Origin of the sequence: Stenotrophomonas sp. FR010 (assembly GCF_047520755.2) — a bacterium.
Classification (GTDB): Bacteria; Pseudomonadota; Gammaproteobacteria; order Xanthomonadales; family Xanthomonadaceae; genus Stenotrophomonas; species Stenotrophomonas sepilia.
This window is the reverse complement of sequence record NZ_JAXBQT020000001.1, coordinates 274,606-287,178: the sequence shown is the minus strand read 5'-3', so window position 1 is coordinate 287,178 and position 12,573 is coordinate 274,606. Positions and strand designations below refer to the sequence as shown.

The window sequence follows — 12,573 nt, the reverse complement described above, 5'->3', positions numbered from 1 at the left end:
TTTCGCAAATGAAAAAGCGGGCTTCGGCCCGCTTTTTCTTTGCCTCGATGTTGTGAAGAGACGCTCATCCAGGTCGCTGCATGTCCTGCTGCAGTGCATGATCGCCGCCACGCAGCCATCGTTCTGTCACGGTTGCATGGATCGCGCCTGTCCATGGGACGACATGCCGCGACATCCGTACCGCAGCCCTATCGGTTTGCTAACGTGGCGGCGCCTTTGAACCGGGAGATCCCATGTTCCGCCAGACCGTGGCCGTCCTTGCCGTGCTGATTGCCGGTGCCTTGCCCATTGCCGCGCACGCAGCGCCCGCACAGCAGCCGATCTTCGGCGCCTATTACCCTGGTGGATCGGCCGAGCGCTTTCCGGTGTCGAGCATTCCGGCCGAGCGCCTGACCCACCTGTTCTACGCGTTCTCCACCATCGAGGACGGCCGCTGCACGGTCGGTGCGGAAGCGCCGAAGAATTTCGCCGCACTGGCCGAACTCAAGAAGGCGCACCCGCACCTGCGCACGCTGATTTCCATTGGCGGCTGGGGCGCAGGCGGCTTCTCCGATGCGGCACTGACCGAAACCAGCCGCAAGCGCCTGGTCGACTCATGCATGGCGCTGTTCTTCGAGCGCCATGCAGGCAGCTTCGATGGTGTGGACATCGACTGGGAATTCCCGGTCAGTGGTGGGCCGAAGGAGCTGGCACACCGCCCGCAGGATCGCGCCAACCTGACCCGGCTTGCGCAGGCCTTCCGCCAGGCACTCGATGCGCGCGGTCGCAAGGTTGGCCAGCCGATGCTGCTGACCGCCGCGTTGGCCGCCGGTCGCCTGCAGGCCGATGGCCCCTATGATCCGGCGGCGAGCTACGACCTGCCGGCGCTGGCCAGGGTGTTCGATTTCATCAACCTGATGAGCTACGACATGGGCACCGGCTTCTCGTCGGTGTCGACCTTCAATGCGCCCTTGCATGAAGTGCCGGCCGATCCGCTGGCGCCGGAGCTGCGTCGCTGGAACAACGTGGCCGGCGCGGTGCAGTACTACCGCGAGCACGGTGTACCGGCCGACAAGCTGGTGCTGGGCGTGCCGTTCTACGGGCGCGGCTTCAAGGTCACCGGCGATGCACCGGATGGCCTGTATCAGCCTTACAGCACACCGGCCGACGCCGGCGACTGGCGGGTGATCAAGGCGCGCTATCTCGACCAGCCGGGCTGGACCAGGCACTGGCAGCCGCAGGCGCAGAGCCCGTGGCTGTACAACGCCGAACAGAAGGTCTTCATCAGCTATGAAGACCCGCGCTCGATCGGGCTGCGTGCGCAGTTCGCCCGCGAGCAGGGCCTGGCCGGGGTGTTCATGTGGGAGCTGACCGGCGACGACGAGCAGGCCAGCCTGCTCAACGCCATGCTCGGCCCGTGGCAGAAGGCGCGCATCGGCGATTGAGTCGCGTGCTGGCGCCGGGCTCATGCCCGGCGACGCTTCAGTTCGCCCAGACGCTGTTCGGATCGCCGTTGCGGGCGCGGCGCTGGCTGGCGACGGCCAGGCGGGCGAAGCCGAAGGCCATGGCCAGCGCGATGGCATCGATCCAGAACAGCGGCCACTGGCCACGCCCGGCGGCGCGCCACAACCAGTCACCATTGAGTGCACCGTGCAGGACCGGCACCAGTGCAGTGCTGATCGCTGCGGCCCACAGCAGTTCGCGCGCGGCCTGCGCGGGACGGCGCAGTGCAGCCCACAGCGCACAGGCTGCCCAGCTGCCGAAGCAGGCCCAGCGGATGCCGTGGTCGACCGCCGACGGTGCCAGCCGCTCCAGCACCAGTGCGGTGACGAACGCGATCGAGATCGCCACGCACAGGCCGATGCACACGCCGACCGTGGCCCGCGCCATGTTCACACCGGCACGTGGCTGTTGCGGCTGGCGACGCTTGCGCCGCGACTCGATCCACAACAGGTTGCCGGAGTAGAACAGGAACGCACCGCCGAGGCCGAGCAGGAAGTACAGCCAGACCACCACGCCGTTGCCGAACTCACCGAAGTGCAGCGCGTAGACGGCGCTGAGCGTGGCGTGGTTGGCGTCGCGCTGGCCCGGCAGCTGGGAGGCCAGCAGGTCGCCGCTGGCCACGTCCAATGCCACGGCACCAAGCGGACCGAGGGTGCCACTGGCCTCGCCGGTGATCTCGATCGTGGCGTTGGCATCGCCGCCATTGGCCAGCTTCAGGTAGGCCGGCTCGAAGTTGGCCACGCCCTGCGCGCGGGCCACTTCAAGTGCGCGCGCATGCAGCACGCGCAGGCTGCCCGGTGGCGCCGGAATCCCGCTGGCATCGCGCACCGGCGCAGTGTCCATCGCGGTCGGTACCGCCTGCAGCGCCTTGCCATCGTAGATCAGCGGATTGAGCAGGGCCATCTGCACGAACACCAGGCACAGCAGGGCGCCCGTGACCGCGAACATCAGGTGGAAGGGCAGGCTGAGCACGCCGATCACGTTGTGCGCGTCCTGCCACAGCTGCTTCAGGTTGCGGCCCGGGCGCAGCGCGAACAGGTCGCCGAACAGCTTCGGCAGATGGATCACCAGGCCGCTCAGCAGCGCCATGCCATACAGCAGGCTGACGATGCCCATCACATAGATGCCGGCCACCGGCAGGCCGAGGCTGTAGTGCAGTTCGTTGACCAGTTCGGCCAGTCCGGTCTGCGGCGGCGCGGGGCTGCCGGCGATCTGGCCCGGCCAGGCGTAGCGCCAGCTGCCGTCGCCGGCCTGCCAGTACGCCAGGGGCTGCGGGTGTTCGGTACCGGGGAAGGTCATGCCAACGTGGCGGCGGGCCTCCGGGTGTGTCGCCAGTACGTCTTCCAGCAGATACTGCGCATCGTCCAGGCCCGCCGGCAAGGCGGTGGCGGCGCCCGGGGTCTGCCACAGCGGCAGGTCGTGATGGAACAGGGTCAGCGCACCCGCATAGAAGGCCACGAAAAGGCCGAAGCCGGCGACCAGGCCGACCCAGGTGTGCAGGGTGGTGAATGTGCGCAGCGTCTGCGAACTGAACTTCATGGGGGAGCTCTCATTGCACCGCGCCGGCCAGGCGCAGCAGCCCGAGCACGGCGAAGCCGGCTGCGGCGCTGCCACCCAGAACCAGCCAGGCGCGCAGTGCGCTGCGGAAGCTGAACGCCCACAGGGCGGCCAGCATCCATAACGGGATGAAGGCGATCAGGGTCGGCACCAGTGCGCGCTGCCACGGGCCGGGCGGCAGCCAGGCCAGCAGGCCGGTCGCGGCGGCCGCAAGCAGGAAGCCAGCGATGATGCCGGCGATGGCGCGCGACCACATCACGGCGACTCCGTGCCCGGGCGATGCCAGGCGGCCAGCGCCGGCAGCAGCATCGCGACGAGCATCCAGGTGCACAGCATCGCCACCAGACCGGCAGCGAAGCCGAGTTCGGCCATCCACAGCCACAATGCGGCAGCCGCGGCGACCAGGCCGATCTGGCGGCCGAGGCGACCGGCGCGGCGCAGGCGCGGCCAACGGCAGTGCGGCGAGGCGGCATAGAAGGCCAGTGCCGAAAACATCGCTGCCAGCATGCCCAGGCTGCAGAAGCCCAGGGTGGAAAGGCCGACGGTGATCATTGCGGGCGGGCGCCGCGGCAGTGGGCCGGCGAACGCGGGGCACGGGCGGGGCCGGCGGGAGCCGGTCGGAGCGGGTGGCGCATCACGAGGTCCTGGGGGAAGCGGGCAGGCTGGCACGGGGCGGGCTGCGTGGACATGGTAATCATTGCGTTTTCACGCCGCCAGCGCCGGCCATTCAGCGGACCGTACGGCAGCCCTTGGGCTTTCCGGTGCGCTGGTTTAAGATCGTCGCAGACTCCTGACTGGAACAAGGTGGCCCGCGCCCAGCGCCGGCCGAGCGTGCGACATGAGCACTACCACCGCCCACTGTTGACCTGCCCCCGAAGGCCCTGTGTTCCAGGCGCCCTCGCGGCGCTTTTTTATTGCCCGGGCCGCGGCCCGGGAACGCTTTCCAGCCCGCCCCGCGGGCCCCGCACGAAGCCACTGCGATGATCAACATTACCCTTCCCGACGGCAGCCGCCGCGAGTTCGAAAATCCCGTCAGCGTCATGGACATCGCCCAGTCGATCGGTGCCGGCCTGGCCAAGGCCACCATCGCCGGTTCCGTCGATGGCGTGCTGGTCGATGCCAGCGACGTCATCGACCACGATGCCAGCCTGCGCATCATCACCGCCAAGGACGAGGAGGGCGTGGAGATCATCCGCCACTCCTGCGCCCACCTGGTCGGCCACGCCGTCAAGCAGCTGTACCCGGACGTGAAGATGGTGATCGGCCCGGTGATCGCCGAAGGCTTCTACTACGACATCTATTCCGAGCGCCCGTTCACGCCGGACGACATGGCCGCGATCGAGAAGCGCATGGGTGAACTGATCGCCCAGGACTACGACGTCATCAAGAAGATGACGCCGCGCGCTGAAGTGATCGAGATCTTCAAGGCCCGTGGCGAGGACTACAAGCTGCGCCTGATCGAAGACATGTCCGACGACATCCAGGCGATGGGCATGTACTACCACCAGGAATACGTGGACATGTGCCGGGGCCCGCACGTGCCGAACACGCGCTTCCTGAAGGCCTTCAAGCTGACCCGCATCTCCGGCGCCTACTGGCGCGGCGACGCGCAGAACGAGCAGCTGCAGCGCATCTACGGCACCGCCTGGGCCGACAAGAAGCAGCTCGAGGCGTACATCAAGCGCATCGAGGAAGCCGAGATGCGCGACCACCGCCGCATCGGCAAGCAGCAGGACCTGTTCCACCTGCAGGAAGAAGCCCCGGGCCTGGTGTTCTGGCATCCGAAGGGCTGGGCACTGTGGCAGGTGGTCGAGCAGTACATGCGCAAGGTCTACCGCAACAGCGGCTACGGCGAAGTGCGCTGCCCGCAGATCCTGGACGTGAGCCTGTGGAAGAAGTCCGGCCACTGGGACAACTACCAGGACAACATGTTCTTCACCGAATCGGAGAAGCGCACGTACGCGGTCAAGCCGATGAACTGCCCGGGCCACATCCAGGTGTTCAACCAGGGCCTGCACAGCTACCGCGACCTGCCGATCCGCTACGGTGAATTCGGTTCCTGCCACCGCAACGAGCCATCCGGCGCGCTGCACGGCATCCTGCGCGTGCGTGGCTTCACCCAGGACGACGGCCACGTGTTCTGCACGGAAAACCAGATCGAGTCGGAAGTGACGGCCTTCCACCAGCAGGCGCTGGCGGTATACCGGCACTTCGGTTTCGACGAGATCCAGATCAAGATCGCGCTGCGTCCGGAATCGCGCCTGGGTGACGACGCCACCTGGGACAAGGCCGAAGGCGCGCTGCGCTCGGCACTGACCGCCTGTGGCGTGGAGTGGCAGGAGCTGCCGGGCGAGGGTGCCTTCTACGGCCCGAAGATCGAGTACCACCTGAAGGACGCGATCGGCCGTACCTGGCAGCTGGGCACCATGCAGGTCGACTTCATGATGCCGGGTCGCCTCGGCGCCGAGTACGTGGACGAGAACAGCCAGAAGAAGCACCCGGTCATGCTGCACCGCGCCATCGTCGGCTCGATGGAGCGCTTCCTGGGCATCCTGATCGAGCACCATGCTGGCCAGTTCCCGGCCTGGCTGGCGCCGACCCAGGTGGTGGTGGCCAACATCACCGATGCCCAGGCCGACTACGTCGCGGGCGTGACCAAAACCCTTGCGGAGCAAGGCTTCCGCGTCAGCTCGGATTTGCGTAACGAGAAGATCGGCTATAAAATCCGCGAGCATACGTTGCAGCGCGTGCCCTACCTGCTGGTCATCGGTGACCGCGAGAAGGAGAATGGGGCTGTAGCGGTGCGTACGCGTTCTGGCGAAGACCTGGGCAGCATGAGCCTGCAGGCCTTCATCGAGCGGCTCCACGCCGAGGGCGCGTAAGCAAAGGTCCGGTCCGGGCGCACAGGCACCCGGACCGGTTCGATACCCTTGGGAGAACGTAATATCAGCACCCCTGACAACAAACAGAACCGCAAGAATCAGGAAATCCGTGTGCCGCGCGTCCGCGTGATCGGCAGTGACGGAGAAATGATCGGCGTGTTGTCGCGCGACGAAGCGCTGTCCATGGCCGAAGATGAAGGCCTGGACCTGGTCGAGATCCAGCCGCAGGCCGATCCGCCGGTCTGCAAGATCATGGACTTCGGCAAGTTCAAGTTCGAAGCGCAGAAGAAGGCCAGCGAGGCCAAGAAGAAGACCAAGCAGGTCGAGATCAAGGAAGTGAAGTTCCGTCCGGTCACGGACGAGGGCGACTACCAGATCAAGCTGCGCAAGATGCGCGGGTTCCTTGAAGAAGGCGACAAGATCAAGGTCAACATCCGCTTCCGTGGCCGTGAAATGAGCCACCAGGAACTGGGTCGTGAAATGGCCAACCGGATCGAGGCCGATCTGGGCGAGGACATCGTCATCGAATCCCGTCCGCGCCTGGAAGGGCGTCAGATGGTCATGATGATCGCGCCGAAGAAGAAGACCTGAGGCCTGACGGGCCGCCTTGCGGGGCGCCTGGCTGAATGGTTCAGGGTAAGGGGGCGCCGCTGGCGTCCCTTTGCTTTTGCAGGATGCCGGTGAAGTGCCGGCGAAAGGGTTGCAGGGGCTGGTGGCAGGGCGGTTTTGCCTGTATCATGCCCGGCTCGACCCACCCAGGACGGGTCGTACGCCGATCATGGCAGGACGGAAAGAGCGGCCCAGGCCGCCGCCAGATCAGTCAGAAACCAGGGTCATATCCCATCAAGGACATTGCAATGCCCAAGATCAAGACCAACCGGGCAGCGGCCAAGCGTTTCCGCAAGACCGCCTCGGGCAAGTACAAGTGCGGCCACGCCAACCGTAGCCACATCCTCACGAAGAAAGCGACCAAGCGTAAGCGTAATCTGCGTCAGACGGGCCATGTCCGTGCAGAAGACGCAGGCCGTCTGGACCGCATGCTCCCTTACCTCTGAGGAACTGAAAAATGGCACGAGTTAAGCGTGGCGTACAGGCGCGTCGCCGCCACAAGAAGATTCTGGATCTCGCCAAGGGCTATTACAACGCCCGTCGCAAGGTCTTCCGCGTCGCCAAGCAGGCGGTCATCAAGGCACAGCAGTACGCCTACATCGGCCGTAAGCAGAAGAAGCGCAACTTCCGTTCGCTGTGGATCACCCGTATCAATGCGGCTGCCCGCATCAACGGCCTGAGCTACAGCCGCTTCATGAACGGCCTGCTGAAGGCTGGCATCACCCTGGATCGCAAGGTCCTGGCTGATATCGCCGTGCACGACGCAGCCGGTTTTGCCGCGCTGGCCGAAAAGGCCAAGGGCGCGCTGGCGGCATAAGTCCTTCCCGATGCCGTAACCGTTCACTCGGAACGGTGTCAGGTCAAGGCAATGCATGGGGAAGGGCGCAAGTCCTTCCCCATTCTTTTTTGGGTTCCGGCGAGGCCATGGCGGCAGCGCGGGGACGGCGGTGGCGACAGGGGTCGGCCCTTCGCGCATCGCGATGGCAGATCGACTGGAGTTCCGGCCCCCCATGAGCGACATCCAATCCCTCACCACCCAGGCGCTGGCCGATGTGGCCGCCGCACAGAGTCCCGACGTGCTGGAACAGCTGCGCGTTGCCCTGCTTGGCAAGAGTGGGAGCATCACCTCGCAGCTCAAGCAGCTCGGCGCCCTGCCGGCGGACGAGCGCAAGGCCGCTGGTGAAGCGATCAACCAGGCCCGCGACGCGCTGACCCGCGCGCTGGGCGAGCGCAAGGCGCTGCTGGAAGACGCGGCGCTGGATGCGCGCCTGGCCGCCGAAGCCATCGACATCACCCTGCCGGGCCGCAACGGCGAGCGTGCCGGCCTGCACCCGATCACCCGCACCCTGGAGCGCATCACCGGCATCTTCTGCCGGCTGGGCTACGAGCTGTCGGAAGGGCCGGAGATCGAGGACGACTGGCACAATTTCGAGGCGCTGAACTTCCCGCCGCACCATCCGGCGCGCGCCATGCACGACACCTTCTACTTCGGCGACGGCCGCCTGCTGCGCACGCACACCTCCGGCGTGCAGGTGCGCTACATGGGCGACCACGCGCCGCCACTGCGCATGATCGCCGCCGGCAAAGTGTACCGCAGCGACAGCGACCAGACCCACTCGCCGATGTTCCACCAGGTCGAAGGCCTGCTGGTGGACGAGCATTCGACCTTCGCCGACCTGAAGGGCACGCTGGCCGAGTTCGTGCGCGCGTTCTTCGAGCGCGATTTCGAGATGCGTTTCCGCCCCAGCTACTTCCCGTTCGTGGAGCCGGGCGCGGAAGTGGACATTGCCTGGCAGCAGCCCGACGGCAGCACCCGCTGGCTGGAAGTGCTGGGCTGCGGCATGGTCCATCCGAACGTGCTGCGCAACGTCGGCATCGATCCGGAGCGCTACACCGGCTTCGCGTTCGGCATGGGCGTGGAGCGTTTCGCGATGCTGCGTTACGGCGTCAACGATCTGCGCGCGTTCTTCGAGAACGACGTGCGATTCCTGAAACAGTTCGCGTAAGCCGCAACCACGTAGAGCCGAGCCATGCTCGGCTGCTCCTAAATTTGCAGGCCCAGGCGCATGCGCCGGGCCCACCAGGGTGACACCATGAAATTCTCCGAAAACTGGCTGCGCAGCCATGTCCCGACCGGCGCCTCGCGCGATGAACTGAGTGCAGTGCTGACCGCCATCGGCCTGGAAGTGGAAGACGTGACCGCGCTGGGCGAAGGCCTCGATCACGTGGTCGTGGCGCGCATCGTTGAGGCCGTGCGCCATCCCGAAGCTGATCGCCTGCAGGTGTGCAGGGTCGATGCCGGGCAGGGCGAACTGCTGCAGATCGTCTGCGGCGCACCGAACGCGCGCCCGGGCCTGGTCGCGCCGCTGGCCATGGTGGGTGCGCAGATCGGCGAGCTGAAGATCAAGCCGGCCAAGCTGCGCGGCGTGGAGTCCAACGGCATGCTGTGCTCGGCCAAGGAGCTGGGCCTGGACAACGATGCCTCCGGCTTGCTCGAACTGCCCGATGACGCCCCGGTCGGTCAGGCCCTGGTCGAGTACCTGGGCCTGCCGGACGCCAGTATCGAAATCAAGCTGACCCCGAACCGCGCCGACTGCTTCAGCCTGCGCGGCATCGCCTACGACGTCGCCGCCGCTACCCGCAGTGAAGTGCTGGATTTCGCCGCCGACGCCATTCCGGCGGTCGGCAGCCGTGAGCTGGCCATCCAGCTCGACGCTGGCGCCGAAGCGCCGCGTTATCTGGGCCGTGTGATCGAGGGCGTCAACGCTGCCGCCAAGACCCCACTGTGGATGGCCGAGCGCCTGCGCCGCAGTGGCGTGCGTCCGGTCTCGCTGCTGGTCGACATCACCCAGTACGTGATGCTGGAGCTGGGCCAGCCGATGCATGCCTACGACCTCGGCACCCTGCAGGGCAGCATTGCCGTGCGCCGTTCGCGCGCGGGCGAGACGCTGAAGCTGCTGGACGGCCGCGATGCCGCGCTGGACGACAGCTTCCTGGTGGTCACCGACGCCGATCGTGCGATCGGCCTTGCCGGCCTGATGGGCGGCTTCGACACCCGCGTCACCGACGCGACGACTGCCGTGTTCCTGGAAGCCGCGCACTTCGCGCCGGCTGCGATCATGGGCCGTGGCCGCAAGCTGGGCCTGCACACCGATGCCGGCCACCGCTTCGAGCGTGGCGTAGATCCGGCACTGCCGCGCACCGCCATCGAATACGCCACCCGCCTGGTGCTGGACCTGGCCGGCGGTACCCCGGCGCCGGTCACCGAGGCCGTGCGCGCCGATGACCTGCCGCAGCCGGCGACGATCGCACTGCGCCGCGCACGCATCACCCGCGTGCTGGGCATCACCATCGACGACGCCGAAGTCGAGCGCATCCTGCGCGCGCTGGGCATGGACGTGGCTGCCACGGCCGAGGGCTGGCAGGTCGCCGCGCCGAGCCGCCGCTTCGACATCGCCATTGAAGAAGACCTGATCGAAGAGCTGGCCCGCATCCACGGTTACGAGCAGATCCCGACCACGCTGCCGGGCGGTGCCTCGCGCGTGGCGATGCCGAGCGAGACCCAGCTGGACGCGCTGAGCGTGCGCCGCCAGCTGATCGCCCGCGACCTGCAGGAAACCGTCAATTTCGCCTTCGTCGACGATGCCCTGCTGGCCCAGTGGCAGCTGCGCGACGCCTTAGTGCCGCTGGCCAACCCGCTGTCGGCCGAACTGGCGGTGATGCGCCCGTCGCTGCTGCCGGGCCTGGTCGCCACCCTGGGCCGCAACGCCGCCCGCCAGCTCGGCCGCGTGCGCCTGTTCGAGCTCGGCCGCGTGTTCGCCCAGCAGGCCGGAGATGGCCAACTGGCACCGCTGGAAACCCTGCGCGTGGCGGCAGCTATCTGCGGTGACGCGCAGGCGGTGCAGTGGGGCCTGCCGACTCGCAAGGCCGACTTCCATGACCTGAAGGGCGACCTGGAATCGCTGGCGGCTGCCAGTGGTGCGGTACTGGAGTTCCGCCCGTCGGCCCGTGCCTACGGCCACCCGGCGCGGTCGGCCGAGGTGTTCCGCGATGGCGTGGCGATCGGCTGGATCGGCCAGATCCACCCGCGTCTGGCCAAGGCGATGGATATCGAGGCCGATGTCTACGCCTTCGAGCTGGATCTGGAACCGCTGACCGCCCGTCGCCTGCCACGTGCCGGCGAGCTGTCGCGCTTCCCGGCGGTGCGTCGCGACCTGGCGTTCCTGGTGCCTGAACAGGTGGCCTGGGCCGATCTGGCGGCGACCGTGCGCCAGGCCGCCGGCCCGCTGCTGCGCGACCTGAACCTGTTCGACCGTTACGTCGGCCAGGGCGTCGAGCCGGGATTCAAGAGTCTCGCTATGGGCTTGATTTTGCAGGACAAGTCGCGCACTCTGACGGACCGCGACGTGGATGCGGTGGTGGCCGAGGCGGTCACTGCCATCGAGCGTGAACACCACGCCCGGATCCGCGGCTGAGCGGGCGGCACTCGGGGGTAGCAGGCAATGGCATTGACCAAGGCGGAGATGGCGGAAAAGCTGTTCGACGAAGTCGGTCTGAACAAGCGGGAAGCCAAGGAATTCGTCGACGCGTTTTTCGATGTGCTGCGTGAAGCATTGGAACAGGGACGTCAGGTGAAGCTGTCGGGCTTCGGTAATTTCGATCTGCGGCGCAAGAACCAGCGCCCGGGTCGCAACCCGAAGACCGGCGAGGAAATTCCGATTTCCGCCCGTACGGTGGTCACCTTCCGTCCGGGCCAGAAGCTCAAGGAGAGGGTGGAAGCTTATGCTGGATCCGGGCAGTAATCGCGAACTACCGCCGATCCCGGCCAAGCGCTACTTCACCATCGGTGAGGTCAGCGAGCTGTGCGACGTCAAGCCGCACGTCCTGCGCTACTGGGAAACCGAGTTTCCCAGCCTTGAGCCGGCCAAGCGCCGAGGCAACCGCCGCTACTACCAGCGCCATGACGTGCTGATGGTGCGGCAGATCCGCAGCCTGCTGTACGAACAGGGCTACACCATCGGTGGTGCACGCCTGCGCCTGGATGGTCCCGATGCCCGCGAGGAATCGGCGCTGAGCAACCAGATCATCAAGCAGGTGCGCATGGAGCTGGAAGAAGTGCTGCAGTTGCTGCGCCGCTGATCCCATTTCCATCGTAATCCGCTATACTTCACGGCCCGCCGCACTGGCGGGCACATCGCAGCATCAGTCGGGGCGTAGCGCAGCCTGGTAGCGCATCTGCCTGGGGGGCAGAGGGTCGTCGGTTCGAATCCGGCCGTCCCGACCACTGTGATGAATCAAGAAGCCCGCGCAGCGATGCGTGGGCTTTTTTGTGCGTGCGGTGTATGCTGCGCGCCACTCGTACTACCGCGGCTGCTGAACCCGGTACTCACGAGAACACATCATGGAATCTGCAAGAAACCGTGCCTGGCGTCGCAGCCAGGCCCGCAATCGTGGTGGCGACCGCGCCACGACCGCCTACCGCTACAAGCCCGAGAAGAGCTGGAAGCTGTTGTATACGCGCGATGCCAAGCTCGCGCGTGCACGCCAGCTGGGCTTCACCTATCCGGTTCTCAGCGCCCGGCAACTGCAGGAACAGGAATGATCAACCTGCTGTTCGTCTGCAGCCGCAACCAGCTGCGGAGCCCGACCGCCGAAGCCATGTGGCGACGGCGGCCCGGCTTCAACGCGCTGTCGGCCGGCACCAGCCCGCATGCACGACGCCCCATCGGCCCGGCGGATATCCGCTGGGCCGATGTCATCCTCGTGATGGAAGCCAAGCACCAGCATCGCCTGCAGGCCGCATACGCGCGCCTGCTGGAACACAAGCGCCTGCATTGCCTGGACATCCCCGACGACTATCGCTGCATGGATCCGGTGTTGATGGACCTGCTGGACGCAAAGGTGACCACGTATCTCGATCAGCTGCCGGAAAAGCGGTAGATCAGCTCCGGATCGCCTTCGTCCAATCCATGCCCGATGCCGCTGTCGATGAAACCCGAGGCGGGCATCACCTCGCGGATATGCAGCATCGTCGAGGAAGGAT

General features: G+C 66.5%; 14 protein-coding genes, 1 tRNA gene and 1 pseudogene. 12 read left to right on the top strand and 4 right to left on the bottom strand.

Going from position 1 to position 12,573, the window contains the following annotated elements:
- Positions 1-233 precede the first annotated feature (233 nt).
- Positions 234-1,424, top strand: coding sequence for a glycoside hydrolase family 18 protein (locus ACM0PK_RS01370; protein ID WP_414607912.1), 1,191 nt, complete (start codon positions 234-236; stop codon positions 1,422-1,424).
- A gap of 37 nt (positions 1,425-1,461) precedes the next feature.
- Here the strand turns inward: ACM0PK_RS01370 and ACM0PK_RS01365 are convergent, their stop codons facing one another.
- The 3 genes from ACM0PK_RS01365 to ACM0PK_RS01355 are packed head-to-tail and all read right to left on the bottom strand — an operon-like array spanning position 1,462 to position 3,591.
- Positions 1,462-3,021, bottom strand: a complete 1,560-nt coding sequence (locus ACM0PK_RS01365; RefSeq protein ID WP_111200642.1) for a PepSY-associated TM helix domain-containing protein — start codon at positions 3,019-3,021, stop codon at positions 1,462-1,464.
- Positions 3,022-3,031: 10 nt separating this feature from the next.
- Entirely contained in the window at positions 3,032-3,295 is a 264-nt protein-coding gene (locus tag ACM0PK_RS01360; protein ID WP_061478092.1) for a hypothetical protein, read from the bottom strand.
- Entirely contained in the window at positions 3,295-3,591 is a 297-nt protein-coding gene (locus tag ACM0PK_RS01355; RefSeq protein WP_111200641.1) for a hypothetical protein, read from the bottom strand. Before ACM0PK_RS01355 ends, ACM0PK_RS01360 begins: the two co-directional genes overlap by 1 nt.
- A gap of 428 nt (positions 3,592-4,019) precedes the next feature.
- Here ACM0PK_RS01355 and thrS point away from each other — a divergent pair, with 428 nt between their 5' ends.
- The 11 genes from thrS (at position 4,020) to ACM0PK_RS01300 (ending at position 12,470) form a co-directional block, all read left to right on the top strand.
- Positions 4,020-5,921, top strand: coding sequence for a threonine--tRNA ligase (thrS, locus tag ACM0PK_RS01350; protein WP_111200640.1), 1,902 nt, complete (start codon positions 4,020-4,022; stop codon positions 5,919-5,921).
- A gap of 48 nt (positions 5,922-5,969) precedes the next feature.
- Entirely contained in the window at positions 5,970-6,512 is a 543-nt protein-coding gene (gene infC, locus ACM0PK_RS01345) for a translation initiation factor IF-3 (RefSeq protein ID WP_080104334.1), read from the top strand.
- A 266-nt stretch (positions 6,513-6,778) separates the two neighbouring features.
- Positions 6,779-6,976: a 50S ribosomal protein L35 gene (gene rpmI / locus ACM0PK_RS01340; protein ID WP_005410436.1), complete on the top strand. Its 198-nt coding sequence runs from the start codon at positions 6,779-6,781 to the stop codon at positions 6,974-6,976.
- Between the two features lie 11 nt (positions 6,977-6,987).
- On the top strand, positions 6,988-7,347 hold the full coding sequence (rplT, locus tag ACM0PK_RS01335) for a 50S ribosomal protein L20 (protein ID WP_005410435.1): 360 nt from the start codon (positions 6,988-6,990) through the stop codon (positions 7,345-7,347).
- 193 nt (positions 7,348-7,540) lie between these two features.
- Positions 7,541-8,536 carry a phenylalanine--tRNA ligase subunit alpha gene (locus ACM0PK_RS01330; RefSeq protein ID WP_414607911.1) on the top strand — a complete coding sequence of 332 codons (996 nt, stop codon included), beginning with the start codon at positions 7,541-7,543 and terminating at the stop codon, positions 8,534-8,536.
- Between the two features lie 87 nt (positions 8,537-8,623).
- On the top strand, positions 8,624-11,005 hold the full coding sequence (gene pheT, locus ACM0PK_RS01325) for a phenylalanine--tRNA ligase subunit beta (RefSeq protein WP_414607910.1): 2,382 nt from the start codon (positions 8,624-8,626) through the stop codon (positions 11,003-11,005).
- Between the two features lie 27 nt (positions 11,006-11,032).
- A complete protein-coding gene (locus ACM0PK_RS01320) occupies positions 11,033-11,332 on the top strand; it encodes an integration host factor subunit alpha (protein ID WP_005410432.1) in 300 nt (99 codons plus the stop codon).
- Positions 11,313-11,669, top strand: coding sequence for a MerR family transcriptional regulator (locus ACM0PK_RS01315; protein WP_005410431.1), 357 nt, complete (start codon positions 11,313-11,315; stop codon positions 11,667-11,669). The genes ACM0PK_RS01320 and ACM0PK_RS01315 overlap by 20 nt, the downstream gene beginning before the upstream one ends.
- Positions 11,670-11,737: 68 nt before the next feature.
- Positions 11,738-11,814: transfer RNA gene (locus tag ACM0PK_RS01310), tRNA-Pro, on the top strand.
- A gap of 117 nt (positions 11,815-11,931) precedes the next feature.
- The gene (locus ACM0PK_RS01305) at positions 11,932-12,132 is read left to right on the top strand and encodes a hypothetical protein (RefSeq protein WP_005417854.1); all 201 of its coding nucleotides are present in this window, start codon (positions 11,932-11,934) and stop codon (positions 12,130-12,132) included.
- Positions 12,129-12,470 carry a low molecular weight protein tyrosine phosphatase family protein gene (locus ACM0PK_RS01300; RefSeq protein WP_065179582.1) on the top strand — a complete coding sequence of 114 codons (342 nt, stop codon included), beginning with the start codon at positions 12,129-12,131 and terminating at the stop codon, positions 12,468-12,470. Before ACM0PK_RS01305 ends, ACM0PK_RS01300 begins: the two co-directional genes overlap by 4 nt.
- Here ACM0PK_RS01300 and ACM0PK_RS01295 read toward each other — a convergent pair.
- Positions 12,449-12,535, bottom strand: a pseudogene (locus ACM0PK_RS01295) (GNAT family N-acetyltransferase); the annotation flags it as partial. The gene ACM0PK_RS01300 and the pseudogene ACM0PK_RS01295 sit on opposite strands and share 22 nt — an antisense overlap.
- Positions 12,536-12,573: the final 38 nt, after the last annotated feature.

Excerpts from the sequence above, each read along its gene's own strand:
- ACM0PK_RS01365 (WP_111200642.1), bottom strand. The coding sequence starts at position 3,021 with ATGAAGTTCAGTTCGCAGACGCTGCGCACATTCACCACCCTGCACACC.
- ACM0PK_RS01330 (WP_414607911.1), top strand. The coding sequence starts at position 7,541 with ATGAGCGACATCCAATCCCTCACCACCCAGGCGCTGGCCGATGTGGCC.
- rplT (WP_005410435.1), top strand. The coding sequence starts at position 6,988 with ATGGCACGAGTTAAGCGTGGCGTACAGGCGCGTCGCCGCCACAAGAAG.
- ACM0PK_RS01355 (WP_111200641.1), bottom strand. The coding sequence starts at position 3,591 with ATGATCACCGTCGGCCTTTCCACCCTGGGCTTCTGCAGCCTGGGCATG.
- ACM0PK_RS01305 (WP_005417854.1), top strand. The coding sequence starts at position 11,932 with ATGGAATCTGCAAGAAACCGTGCCTGGCGTCGCAGCCAGGCCCGCAAT.
- ACM0PK_RS01320 (WP_005410432.1), top strand. The coding sequence starts at position 11,033 with ATGGCATTGACCAAGGCGGAGATGGCGGAAAAGCTGTTCGACGAAGTC.
- pheT (WP_414607910.1), top strand. The coding sequence starts at position 8,624 with ATGAAATTCTCCGAAAACTGGCTGCGCAGCCATGTCCCGACCGGCGCC.
- ACM0PK_RS01360 (WP_061478092.1), bottom strand. The coding sequence starts at position 3,295 with ATGTGGTCGCGCGCCATCGCCGGCATCATCGCTGGCTTCCTGCTTGCG.
- ACM0PK_RS01370 (WP_414607912.1), top strand. The coding sequence starts at position 234 with ATGTTCCGCCAGACCGTGGCCGTCCTTGCCGTGCTGATTGCCGGTGCC.
- thrS (WP_111200640.1), top strand. The coding sequence starts at position 4,020 with ATGATCAACATTACCCTTCCCGACGGCAGCCGCCGCGAGTTCGAAAAT.
- ACM0PK_RS01300 (WP_065179582.1), top strand. The coding sequence starts at position 12,129 with ATGATCAACCTGCTGTTCGTCTGCAGCCGCAACCAGCTGCGGAGCCCG.
- rpmI (WP_005410436.1), top strand. The coding sequence starts at position 6,779 with ATGCCCAAGATCAAGACCAACCGGGCAGCGGCCAAGCGTTTCCGCAAG.
- ACM0PK_RS01315 (WP_005410431.1), top strand. The coding sequence starts at position 11,313 with ATGCTGGATCCGGGCAGTAATCGCGAACTACCGCCGATCCCGGCCAAG.